Raw genomic sequence first — 12,249 nt, 5'->3', positions numbered from 1 at the left:
TTGCGCTGCATGTTGCTGCCGGTCGGGCTACTGAGGCGCTGGCACTCTACGATGAGTTGCTCGATCTCGCTCAGTTGCCCAACTATCGCGCTCGGATCTTGGCTGAAGCCGCGAGTTTGGCCCAGAACCATGGTGCAGACGCACAGGCCCAAGCTTGGTGGCAGATGCTGGTAACTGAAGAGGCGCTTGAGGCAACCCCCCAGGCGGTGCAGGCGCTCGATCAACTGCAAGCGAACGGGGCAACGCCAGTTGATCCGCTGCGTGCCGGCTTGATCTATGTGGCCAATGAACGCTGGGATGCCGCCCTTGAGCAGTTGGCGCTGGCCTTGGAGGCGACGGATGACGCAGAGCAACGGGCTGAACTGTTGCGCCACCAAGGGCTGGCCCTGCGTGCCCAGGGCGATTTTGCCAGCGCACTGACCCTGCTTGCCGAAGCGGGGGCACTGGTGCCCGATGCTTCGGTTGGTCGCCAAGCGCAACTCGATTGGGTGCAGACGCTTGGGCAGAGCGGTGCAACCCAAGATGCCATTCAGGGCTATATTGAGTTTGCGGCAAGCTATGGCGACGACCCGCGTGCGCCGGTGGCGCTTGATCGGGCGGTGCAACTCTACGAGCGGATCGGCGATAGTGCCGGGGCGCAACGGACGCGCATTGCACTGGGCGAACGTTTTGCCACAAGCAGTGAAGGCCAAGCGGCGCTCCATCGCGTCGCCATGCAACAACTGGGCGAGGGCCAACCTGTTGCAGCACGGGTCTTTTGGCAAGCCTTGGCCGAAGCCAACCAGGGGGCCGTGCGTGCCCGAGGAGCCTTCTGGGCCGGACGGGCGGCGCGGGAGGCGGGTGATGAGCAGGCGGCGCGTGAACTGTTCCTTGCGGCCCAAGCGGCGGCCCCCTCAAGCTACGAGGGGGCGCGGGCGGCTGAGGAGCTTGGTGGGCCTCAGCAAGGCAGCATTGCGCTTGATGCGCCGATCAGTGCGGCCCAGTGGGCCGAATTGGAGGAATGGGTCGCAAGTTGGGCCACTGATGCAGCCGCCGCCACCCCTGATGTGACGCTGGAACTCAGTGTCGAACGCGCCGCCCTACTGGAGGCGGTAGGCTTGCAGCGCGAAGCAATGGCCGTGTGGCGGCATGCCCTCGACGAGCATCCCGATCCACAGGGGCGCTTCGCCCTCGCCCGTGCGGCCCACGCCGACGGCGCAACCTACCCAGCCCTCTTGGCCGCCGAACGGCTGGCCCGTCAAGCGCCGAGTGGCAGTGCGGCACCACCACTGGCGCTGCAACGCCTACGTTTTCCCACCCCCTACCCCGAACTAGTCGTCCGCGCCAGCCAAGCGTACAACATCGATCCCCGCCTCTTCTATGCCCTCATGCGCCAAGAGAGCCTCTTCAACCCTGGGGCAACATCATGGGTTGGCGCACGCGGCCTAGGCCAAGTCATGCCCGCCACCGGCAGCGGGATCGCCCAAGACCTCGGCGTCAGCGACTTTGTGCTCGACGACCTCTACCGCCCGGCGGTGAGCATCCGTTTTGGCACCTTCTACCTCAGCCAGCGCATCCGCGACATGCAAGGCAGCATCCATGCGGGGCTTGCAGCCTACAATGGCGGCCTAGGCAACGCCCAGCGCTGGGCCGGAGGCAGCTCGGTCAGCGACCCCGATCTCTACAGCGAGCGCATAGACTTCCCCGAAACCTACGGCTATGTACGGGCGGTCTACGGCTTTTGGGGTTACTACCAGAGCATCTACCAAGCGGGATTGGGGGAGGAGTGATAGGCATTGGAGATTGCAGATTGTAGATTGCCGGACATGGCGTTCCAATGGGCTTTCGTGTTCTTGATAATGCGGCATGTTCAAGGGTAATTGGGATAAAGCAACGTAGGGGCGTAGCAGCGGCCTCCAAGAGAACCATGCCCCCACCACGAACCCAAGGCCGCTGCTACGCCCTTCCGATCTCCGAGTACACACGATCATGGCGACAAAGACATGCATATAGCGCTGGTTGAGCCAGGGCGCAGCAGCGACCTTGGGCTATTGGGCATCCACACGCTTACGATGATGGCCGCTGCTGCGCCCCTACATGTGCGGTGCGATGGATGCCCATCCGGCCCTGGTGGGATCGGCGGGCAGGCAAAAAATCCGCGTTCTGCCAATCCAATATTCGGGCAGCGTGAGTTCGTGCTGGGGCTTTTCGTTTTCAAAAGCCAATGCATCATCGTCCGAACTGCCTATTACGCATGGCGACGGCACGGCGCACACCTCGCAGGTCGTTTGTCCGCGTTCTATGAGCACATCCTTGACACCGCATCCAACACTTCCAAAAAACTCTATCGTTGAAAGGCCGGAGTACCCAGGGGCACGACAAGCTACAACGCCCCCCGGAACGCCCGCGCCAGCGTCGCCTGCTCTAGGCGCTCGATTAGCCCCGCCGCTCGCGCTGCCTCAGCCGCTGTCCGCTCGATGCGGGTAAAGGCGGATTCGATGCGGCGGACGATTTCGTGTTGTTCTTCTTTGCTAGGCTTGGGAATATGCAAGGCGGCTAACTCAGCACTGTTCACATTATGGACTCCACTTGTAGAACGTGCGTTCACTTCAATGATGTTCCTAATTTGTGGAGCGCGGAGCATCAGAGTAAGAAAGTGTGAGGATATAGCCGTTGTTATCGGACGTAACCGGATAAGGTACCCTGCATAAGCTAATCCAACCGCTGAATCTGCCACCATTGCAGGACGGCCAACTAGATCGGCACTGCCATTAGAACGTATGACCAGAATATCACCCTCTATAAGGCGAAGTTTATTATAGTCGCGCACATTCAGTTCAGCGTATTTTAGCTCATTCAGAACGATCAATCCCTCGCCAATATTCGGGATGCGAAGAACTGCCACTCCTTTTGGTTCTGAATCGCATTTCTGTGCTGTGCCATAACGAATATCAGATACTAGGCTTTTAAGAGCTACTACAGAAGGTTCTAATAGACCTTGCTGCTCCCTCCACTCCCGCGTCAATTCCCCCGAAAACGCCTGCGCCAACACCGCCTGCTTCTGCCGCTCCACCAGCCCCGGCACGCGGGCCAGTTCCGCCCGGGCGCGCTGTGCGTGTGCCAAGAGTTCGTCGAGGCGGGCGACGATGCGGCGCTGTTCGGCCAGGGGGGGGAGGGGGATTTCCAATCGCTTCAGATTGCCACCTGAAATTCGCTGCCGTGTGGTTCCACTCGCAAGTCGGGCTATTTGCTCTCGGATTTGTGGGCTATTAATGATGTATTTTAACCATTTGAGTAATGCCTTCATCGAGATTTGCTATGTCGTACCAAGGGTATTCCCTAGCCATACCACTCCTCCGCATCAATGCGAGGCGGTCGGGCTAGTTCAATGTCGGTTATTCTAGCTGTTATTTGCGCTTCATAGGTTGGTCGGAGGAATGCAACATGTTCACACTCAATATCCCATGCATTTATGTCAAGCACACTTGCTGTCGAAGGCATCGTAGTAGTAGTACTCATCACTTCAACCCTTGGAAAGACGGAAGAAGTGTCAGAAATAAAGGAATCAACAACACTGTCCAATACACGCTTAGAAGAAACAGCTTTTGAATGGCGTTGATTGATACGTCGTAGAATTTTACTAATGTCGATACGTTCCAAAGATGCATTTGGGCTATATAAACCAAATACTGGCAATACATCTTCCTGTAGATTGTTCCAAGGTATAGTACGCATCACTCAAAACTCCTTAACAATTCTCCGTCAATAATCTCGAAAAAGCAATTACTTGTAATCTGATGAGCATTGTCAGCCCATGTGATAATATTATTAATATCTTTGGGTGCCTGTTCTCCTGATGAGCTAAAAACCGTTTCCCAAATTAACGCATCTTTTCCTTCTCGGTTGCCTTTGGCAAATCTTAACTGTAATGATCCGGCAGGTGTCAGCGAATGAAACGCAAACCTTAAATCTAGCACTTCTGGACTGTTAGTAATTCCGGTTTTTTCAAAAATATTTTTCTGAATATCAATATTGACCTTCATTTTCGTCTTTAGAAAATCGAAAACATCCTCTTTCTCAAAATCGACAATAATAGCATCTATATAGCGCAAGATAAGATTCTCGATTTGCAAATCTTCGGGTTGAGGGTATGCTTCAAATAATTTACGAATCAAGTCTATGATACCTGCACGGAAACTCCTTTCCCAATCATAACTGTCAGTATCATTTAGCGTGCATACACCAGGGCCAAATTGCACAAGAGGCCATCCGCCTTCTCTTGCACGAAATCGATGCTGAACTACTCTTTCGGCAATTTCTATAGGGATATTTGCTGTTGCTAATTGCTCATGAAAAGGGTAGTTATGTCGGACACGATCGAACATTCGGCCAAGAAGAATTGTATAATGAGAATCTACTTTGAAATCACCTATTTGATCTTTTAATGCCCAGTGAGCTTCAAAGATGGCTTCTATTAGAGGTTTGTTTTTTAGCACCTTACGCATCTGTTTTGTTCCTGTTCTGCTTACTAAGCCGTTTTCCGGTAGAATGACATTTGGATGCTCTGCTGCTTGGCTCTATCTCACCAAGCTAGTGGGTATAGTATACCCGAACTCCAAGGATCACAGCCAAGCGATTTGGCACCATTCGCTATGCGGCATGTTCAAAGCTACAACCAATTACCCTTGAACAAGCCGCATAGTCAAGAACGCGAAAGCCGATTGGGACGCCATGTTCGGCAATCTGCAATCTGCAATCTGAAATGGTATAGGGCCACGCACCAAGCAACCTTCCCCACAGCCTACCGACTCTCCTCAACGCGCACGCGGGTCCAATCGGTGGCAATGATCCCTTGGGGGCTAGCAGTAGCCACGAGGCCATGTACGGTTGGGCGTACCGCGAGGGTTGCTTGGGGGCTGTAGAGCGGCAACCAGCCCACTTCATTCAGTGCAATCTGTTCAGCTTCGCGGTAGAGTTCAAGCCGCTCGCGCTGCGCCGGGTTGTCGCCACTGAGCGCATCGGCCTGTTCGACAAGCTCATCAAAACGCTCGTTGGCCCAACGCCCGTTGTTGAACGGCGACTGGCTGTGCAACTGCAACGAAATGAAATTCTGCGGATCGGGATAGTCGGCTGTCCAGACGCTCAAGTAGATCTGCAGCGCCATCTCAGGGTTGGTGGGGTCTACCAACATATTATCGAGGCGGTTGATCAACTCGGAGGTTGGGACGCCATCAAGGCGCACCTCAATCCCCAGGGTTTCGCGCCAACCGCGTTGCAGCAATTCCGCCACTTGGCTCAGCACGGGATCGCTGCGGTCGTAGGTCAGGGCTACGGGGGGCAATTCGCTGCCACTGACGAAGCCGGCCAAGCCGAGGGCTGCCCGCGCCCCCACTGGATCGAAGCGCAGCGGTTCAATCGGGATTTGGCTACCGGGGAAACCAGTGGGCAAGATGCGCTCGGCGGGAGCAACGCGGCCTGCAAAGACCTGTTCAGCAATGGCGCGCTTATCTACGGCTTGGGCAAAGGCTTGACGCACAAAGGTGTTGCTGAAGGGCGGCATCACATTGTTGAAGCCCAAGTAGCGCACAGTTGGCGCACTCAGCGTCAGGAAGCCCGCACCAACCGTGACCTCATCGAGGCGCTCAATGGGAGCAGCAGCCTGCACACTGCCCATGACATCCACTTCGCCATCCTTGTAGGCCGTAAACGCGGCATCAGTGCTAGGATAGAGCCGCAGTTCAAGCTCAGCGACACCGGGAGGGCCTGCCCAGTAGTAGGGGTTACCCTCAAGCAAGAGGCGCTCACCGGGATCATACTGCTTCACCCGGAAAGGGCCGCTGCCAAACGCCTGACCAACCCATGCATCTCCGGCTGCCTCAATCTGACCTGGCGGTACCAAAAAGGTAAACGCATAGCTCAATTGCGAAAGGAAGTAGCCACGCGGCGATTCGAGGGTAATCCGCAGGGTCTGCTCATCAAGCACCTCAACCCCTGCAATGCTCGTTGCCTCGCCCGCCGCCACCTCACGCGCCCCCACAACATTCGCTAAAAACCTGAGCGCAAATTCGCTCCCCGTTTCAGGTGCCACTGTCCGCGCCAAAGTATCAGCAAAATGCTGCGCCGTCACCTCACTGCCATCACCATAGCGCAAATTGGGGCGCAACGTAAAAGTATAGATCGTCCCATCATCACTCACCGTCCAACGTTCAGCCCCCTCGCCCACCACCTCCAGATTCTCATTGAGCCGCACCAAGCCAGCAAAGATCAGGTAGATCGGAATATTCTCCTGATTACTGCCCAGACGCGCCGGATCGAGACGGGAAATCTGATTCACCCCAGCCAAACTCCAGCGCAACGTACCCGCTGGACCTTCAGGCGGCGTTGCCGGTGCCTGCGGACCACAACCGACCAACACGAACAGGAACATGAAGAGAACAGACAGAGAACAGGCGCGCATTGTTGGATCCTAGCGCTAGGTGCTTCACCAAGGCTATTGTAATACCATTTCAGATTGTAGATTGTTGATTGCAGATTGCCGAACATGGCGTCTCAATGGGCGCTAACATTCTTGATGATGCGGCATGTTCTATGGTATCACCCGCTATCTCTACGCCAAGGCCACCACGAGCGCTTCTCGCGGCTCCGGGACTGGGCAGCCTCAAGCATTGCGGCGGCACGTTCGCGCCCGAGGCGCATGGATTCATCGGCCAGTTCTTTGAGGCGTTCGCCATCAACCACCTCGCCATCGGCGAACCAGCGCCAGGCCAGCATGCCGGTGGTGTAGGTTCCGGCATACGCCACAGCGACCTTGGGCAGAATGCCCCAGAACGGAATGATGCCCACGAGGGTGCGGGCAAGCTGCCGCCAGACAAGGCCCGCCCCAATCACCGGCACAAGTTCGGTCATGCGCGACTGGAAATCGGGGGCTGCGCCGTGGGCCAGCGCCAGGCGATAGACCATCAACGCCTGATTTTTGGTTAACACCAGCATATCGGCGGCAGCGAAGGGCACCGCAAGTAGCGGCACCTGTTCGGGGATGGCACTGGCCAACGAGTAACTGGCGTTCACAAAAGCGACCGAGGCGATCAGTTCATTGGCATAGGCAGGCCGCATGGCGAGCACTGCTCGGGCAGCCGCAAGGCGCAACGCTTCGGGCATGCGTTCAACCAGTGCTTCAGCGAGTACACTGCTGCTCGTCGGTTCACTAAGGCTCGGTAGGATCACTACGCGGGCATGGGCAAACTCAGGCCGCAGTGGGCCAGGGTTGCCCGGCGCGGCCACGCCACAGATCGCAATCACCGTGGGCAGCGCCAAACGCGCCATGCGCCGCAGCGTCGCCGTCGTCTCTTCATCAAGCGGCTGCTGCCCATCCACCAGAATAAGCAGCAGATCGGCTTGGTACAGCGGATCATCATCGGCGAGCAGATCAAGTTCGAGCAGCGGCAAAGGCTGGTGGAAGAGCGGATCGGGGCCAAGTGGCCCAAAGCGACGACTCCCGGTCGAACGCAGCAACTCCACCACCCGATTGAAGAGCAGGCGCGGCCCGACCACCGCAATCTGGGGCGTGCGCTCGCTCTCCTCACGAATCGCCGTCACATCCAGCTCACGGATCGTACTAAAGGTCAAGCCGAAATGGTTCCAGTTGGATCGTTCCATATACGATTGCAGATTGCAGATTGTAGATTACCGAGCCGTCAAACAGCAACACACAAACGGGTTTGGGGCGAAGCCCCAACAACGTTGACGTAGCCCTAGCCTAGCAAATTATAGCACAACGGCCTCTGCAGAATATGGTATAATGGGCCAAGCGTGATTGAGTGATGCCGGGTTGTGTAATGGTAGCACGGCGGACTTTGGATCCGTCTGTCTAGGTTCGAATCCTAGCCCGGCAACCACGCTCGCCCCCCAAGGGCCAGGGCCAGGTGTAGCCGCTACGGTAGAGCAAGAGGGATGCAGAAGCAACCCAGCGCACGCCGGAAACGGCAGACAATTGTGCAGTGGAGCAGAGCTTCACTGCTTTTTTTGTTCGGCATGCCTTAGCTGAAGGAACCTCTGGAATGGATGGTCGTCTACTCATCTTTAGTGGCTCTGCGAATACCGAGTTGGCCAAAGAGATTGCAACCTGCCTGCGTATGACCATAGGGCGGGCGATGATTGGCACGTTTAAGAATGGCGAGACCCGCATTAAGATTCACGACAATGTACGCGGCTGTGATGTCTTTGTCATTCAGCCCACCTGCACGCCGGTGGATCACCATCTGATGGAGTTGCTCCTCATGATTGATGCGCTGCGCCGCGCCTCGGCAACCCGCGTCACCGCAGTGATCCCCTATTATGGCTATGCCAAGCAGGAGAAGAAGACCGCCGGGCGTGAGCCGATCTCGGCTAAGTTGGTGGCCAATCTGATCTGTACCGCCGGGGCCGATCGCGTCTTGACCATGGATCTGCATACTCCCGCAATTGAGGGTTTCTTCGATATTCCGGTAGACCACCTGCAAGCCTCGGCGATGCTTGCGGATCATATCTATGGCCTCAATCTGCCCAATCCCGTGGTGGTTTCGCCCGATACCGGCGGCGTAGGGCGCGCCAATCGCTTCCGTGAGCGCGTTGGGGCCGGGCTGGCGATTATTGCCAAGCAACGCCCTGAACCCGATACCGCCGAAGTGCTTGAGATGGTTGGTGAGGTTGAGGGTAAGACCGCGATCATTGTGGATGATATGATCTCGACCGGCGGCACTCTGGTTGAAGCGGCCCAGATGCTCAATGAACGCGGTGCCGCGAAGGTCTATGCCTGCGCCACCCACGGTATCTTTGCCGCCGATGCGCTGGAGATTATTGCGAAATCCGACCTCGTTGAAACCCTGGTGACCAATACGATTCCGCAGCAGGCTGCCGCCCAAGCGGCGCGCGTGCGTACCATCAGCGTCGCCCCGCTCTTTGCTGAGGCGATTATGCGAATTCATAAGGATCTTTCGCTGAGTGCGCTCTTTTCGTAGTGTAGGGATGCTTTCAGACCGCGTTACCGTTTGCGAGGACGCGAGGACGCGAGGACGCGCAGCCTGCGCCACTTCGCCTTACGCATGTTGCGAGGGTGCGAAGAGCAAAGGGCGTGAAGGCTTCGCTGCTTCGCCTCACGCATCCCCGCTTCACCAAGGAGTAGTCAATGGAGACTGTCATACCACCAAGTTATCAGAACCTCACCTTTGAGGTAGCCGAGCGCTTGGCCTTCATTACGATGAACCGCCCCTCCCGCCGCAATGCCCTTTCGCTGGAGCATATGGAGGAGTTGATTGATGCGTTTCGGGTGGTCGGGCGGCGTGGCGATGTGGGTGCGGTGATTCTACGCGGGGCTGGCCCAGCCTTCTGCGCGGGCCACGATCTCAGTGAGATGCAAGGACGAAGCCCTGAGTTCTATCGCCACCTCTTCGACACCTGCGTCGTGCTGATGGAGACGATCCAGGCCATTCCTCATCCGGTGATTGCCCAGGTGCATGGCATGGCAACAGCAGCAGGTTGTCAACTCGCCGCCACATGCGACATTGTACTCGCCGCTGAAGATGCCCGCTTTGCAACCCCCGGTGTGCGGATTGGCCTCTTCTGCTCCACTCCGATGGTCGCTTTGAGCCGGGCCGTGCCGCCCAAGAAGGCCATCGAAATGCTGCTTACGGGCGATCCGATTACGGCGGATGAGGCCCGCGCCTTTGGCCTGGTTACCCGCGTGGTGCCCGCCGATCAGTTGGAAGATGCCACCTTGACGATTGGGACGAAGATTGCCGGGGCGAGCGCGGCGGTGGTTGGTCTAGGGAAACAGGCTTTCTATCGCCAGATCAACATGCCCCAACACCAAGCCTACGCCTACACCAAAGAGGTCATGTCGTTCAACGCGACCTTCGCCGATGCCCAAGAGGGAATCAGCGCCTTCTTGGAGAAGCGGGTGCCGCAGTGGGGTGATCGCTAAGAATCTGTCTGAAAAGATCCTCAGTGTCGTTCCACACAACGTGGCACACGCTGGAGTGCCGGCTTTAGCCGGCTAAAGCCGGCACTCCAACGCCAGCCCATAAGCTTTTCAGACAGCCTCTAAAAGCGGCAGGAATCCAACATGCAGCTATTCAATTCGCTGGCCCGCAGCAAGGAGCCCTTTATTCTGCCGCGTGACCGCCCGCTAACGCTCTATGTCTGCGGGGTCACGCCCTATGATACAACCCATATTGGCCATGCCCGTACCTTTCTGGTCTTCGATCTGCTGGTGCGTTACCTACGGTTTCAGGGGGCTGAGGTGCGCTATTGCCAGAATGTGACCGATGTGGACGATCCGCTCTTTGCGCGGGCGCGGCGTGATGGCTTAGATTGGCGCGAACTGAGTAATCAGCAGGTAGCTCAACTGCTTGAAGATTATCGTGCGCTGAATTTTTTGCCCCCAACCTACTTCCCACGGGCCAGCGAAGAGATTGAGGCAATGCTGCCGATGATTGAGCGCCTGATAGAGCTTGGCCATGCCTATGTGGTAGGGAGCGAGGTCTATTTTAGTATCCGCACCGATCCCGATTTTGGCACCATGGCACGCATGGGCTACGATGAGCTTTTGGCCACAGCCAATCAGCGCGGCAATAATCCACTCGATCCCAACAAGCGCGATCCGCTCGATTTTGTACTCTGGCAAACCGGCGGCCCCGACGATCCCAAATGGGCGAGCTCCTGGGGGCTGGGGCGACCCGGCTGGCACATTGAGTGTAGCGCCATGGCGATGCGCTACCTGGGTGAGCAGATTGACATCCATGGTGGCGGGGCCGATCTCATCTTCCCCCACCATCCCTGCGAGATCGCCCAGAGCGAACCAGTGACGGGCAAACGCCCCTTTGTAAAGGTCTGGATGCACGCCGGGCTCGTATGGCTTGGTGGCGAAAAGATGAGCAAATCGCTGGGCAACCTCGTCTTTGCCCGCGACGCCCTGCGCGACTATGGGGCTAATGCGGTGCGCTGGTATCTGTTGACCCAACACTACCGCGAGGATTTCGACTACCACAATGAGGGGCTAGCCCACTGCCATGAGTTGGTTCAGCACCTTGATGCGGCGCTGGTGGCTCAGGGCGGCACAACGAGCCCCCTCGATCTGAGTGTAGGTTATGCGGAGTGTCTGTCCGCCATGGCCGACGACCTGAACACCCCCGCAGCCTTAGCCGTACTCCACACCATGGTTGGCGAAACGCTCGCCGCCGCCGCCGCAGGCCGCGATGTAACACCGGCCATCGCGCTGGTGCGTGAACTGGCGGAGATGTTGGGTTTTCAGACGGTGAGTGGGGGTGGGTAGACTGCTGTATCGTAGTTGAAGATGGTGGAATAGACAATGACCGACAGCAACGAACCGCAACCAAATACAGAGCATGAGCTACAGCTCAAGTTGGTAATTGGTGACATAGATGCACCAAACATTGAGCTTGCTCCCTACTCTGTAGCGCCATTTGTGCGACTAGAACCACTTACGCTTCATTCTGGATTTCGCTCGCACATTGAGCCGAGTTTGATCGTGCAATGCATGGGTTTGTTGCGACGGTGCGAATCAAAGCCATGCTGGCGACCGTGCGTGCCCAAATCTTCTTTCAGACACGAACCGCATCAAAGCGCATGCAAGAGGCGCTGGAAGATAGCCGTCGGGGTCATAAGCTGATGATCGAGTTGTATGATTGCATGTTTGCTCGTGGCAAGGATATTTGGGCTACAATCGATACCCTCAGATCTCTTCCCAAGTTTTGCCAAGACATTGCTCGTCGCGTCATTGTGTGGAAGTTGGAGCACAATTCGCGCTTCGACGCAATCAACAGAATGCTTAGGCGTGAAGTGCGATTGCTGAAACAACAACAAACGAGCCTATCATCAAACCTTATCATCAAAATTGGTGATGATGGAAGAGTCGAAACATTCAAAGCTCCTTAAGGGTTTGCCTGCAAATTGCCTGATCCGCACGTTTGGCATTAACAAACTTGTGCTACAATGACACCAGGAAGGGCGTGTGTGGGAACAGAGTTCCCATGAGCATCCTGCGCAATCTGGCGGGGTGTGAGACCTACATCCACTACTGTAATGAATGAAACGAAGATAGAAACAGATCAGTATACTCATCATTTTGCCCCTGAAACATACTCCATCGTCTCAATGTTTTCGGGCTGTGGTGGTATGGATTTAGGCTTTCGGGGCAATTTTACATTTCTGGGCAAGCATTATGCTCGTTTGCCCTTTGCTATTGTATGGGCCAATGAAATAAACGTTGCTGCG

General features: G+C 56.4%; 11 protein-coding genes and 1 tRNA gene. 7 read left to right on the top strand and 5 right to left on the bottom strand.

Features of this window, described 5'->3' with window-relative positions:
- Positions 1 to 1,769 (top strand): transglycosylase SLT domain-containing protein (locus tag CJ255_RS18895; protein ID WP_097645649.1); only part of this gene is annotated, 1,769 nt, incomplete at its 5' end.
- Between the two features lie 593 nt (positions 1,770 to 2,362).
- Here the strand turns inward: CJ255_RS18895 and CJ255_RS18885 are convergent.
- The 5 genes from CJ255_RS18885 to CJ255_RS18870 all read right to left on the bottom strand — a co-directional run bounded on the left by CJ255_RS18885 (position 2,363) and on the right by CJ255_RS18870 (position 7,635).
- Positions 2,363 to 3,286 carry a restriction endonuclease subunit S gene (locus tag CJ255_RS18885; RefSeq protein ID WP_097645647.1) on the bottom strand — a complete coding sequence of 308 codons (924 nt, stop codon included), beginning with the start codon at positions 3,284 to 3,286 and terminating at the stop codon, positions 2,363 to 2,365.
- Between the two features lie 32 nt (positions 3,287 to 3,318).
- Positions 3,319 to 3,714: a hypothetical protein gene (locus CJ255_RS23010; RefSeq protein WP_124682010.1), complete on the bottom strand. Its 396-nt coding sequence runs from the start codon at positions 3,712 to 3,714 to the stop codon at positions 3,319 to 3,321.
- Positions 3,714 to 4,484, bottom strand: a complete 771-nt coding sequence (locus tag CJ255_RS18880; protein WP_097645646.1) for a TIGR04255 family protein — start codon at positions 4,482 to 4,484, stop codon at positions 3,714 to 3,716. The genes CJ255_RS23010 and CJ255_RS18880 overlap by 1 nt, the downstream gene beginning before the upstream one ends.
- Positions 4,485 to 4,780: 296 nt before the next feature.
- Positions 4,781 to 6,436 (bottom strand): peptide ABC transporter substrate-binding protein, encoded by a 1,656-nt coding sequence (locus CJ255_RS18875; RefSeq protein ID WP_097645645.1) that lies wholly within the window; start codon positions 6,434 to 6,436, stop codon positions 4,781 to 4,783.
- A gap of 137 nt (positions 6,437 to 6,573) precedes the next feature.
- Positions 6,574 to 7,635, bottom strand: coding sequence for a hypothetical protein (locus CJ255_RS18870; protein ID WP_124682009.1), 1,062 nt, complete (start codon positions 7,633 to 7,635; stop codon positions 6,574 to 6,576).
- A 165-nt stretch (positions 7,636 to 7,800) separates the two neighbouring features.
- Between CJ255_RS18870 and CJ255_RS18865 the strand changes: the two genes are divergently transcribed.
- The 6 genes from CJ255_RS18865 to CJ255_RS24190 form a co-directional block, all read left to right on the top strand.
- A tRNA-Gln gene (locus CJ255_RS18865) sits at positions 7,801 to 7,874 on the top strand.
- Positions 7,875 to 8,036: 162 nt separating this feature from the next.
- Positions 8,037 to 8,975, top strand: a complete 939-nt coding sequence (locus CJ255_RS18860; RefSeq protein WP_097645643.1) for a ribose-phosphate diphosphokinase — start codon at positions 8,037 to 8,039, stop codon at positions 8,973 to 8,975.
- 167 nt (positions 8,976 to 9,142) lie between these two features.
- Complete coding sequence (locus CJ255_RS18855; RefSeq protein WP_097645642.1) at positions 9,143 to 9,937, top strand: enoyl-CoA hydratase; 795 nt, start codon at positions 9,143 to 9,145, stop codon at positions 9,935 to 9,937.
- A 141-nt stretch (positions 9,938 to 10,078) separates the two neighbouring features.
- Positions 10,079 to 11,287: a cysteine--tRNA ligase gene (cysS, locus tag CJ255_RS18850; RefSeq protein ID WP_097645641.1), complete on the top strand. Its 1,209-nt coding sequence runs from the start codon at positions 10,079 to 10,081 to the stop codon at positions 11,285 to 11,287.
- A gap of 221 nt (positions 11,288 to 11,508) precedes the next feature.
- The gene (locus CJ255_RS18845; RefSeq protein WP_097645640.1) at positions 11,509 to 11,910 is read left to right on the top strand and encodes a hypothetical protein; all 402 of its coding nucleotides are present in this window, start codon (positions 11,509 to 11,511) and stop codon (positions 11,908 to 11,910) included.
- Positions 11,911 to 12,057: 147 nt separating this feature from the next.
- Positions 12,058 to 12,249, top strand: a 192-nt coding sequence (locus tag CJ255_RS24190; RefSeq protein ID WP_133117014.1) for a DNA cytosine methyltransferase, incomplete at its 3' end; no start/stop codon positions are given.

It is taken from the genome of Candidatus Viridilinea mediisalina (assembly GCF_002532535.1).
Taxonomy (GTDB): Bacteria; Chloroflexota; Chloroflexia; order Chloroflexales; family Chloroflexaceae; genus Viridilinea; species Viridilinea mediisalina.
The sequence above is the reverse complement of the archived record's forward strand: the minus strand, read 5'-3'. Positions and strand labels throughout refer to the sequence as shown.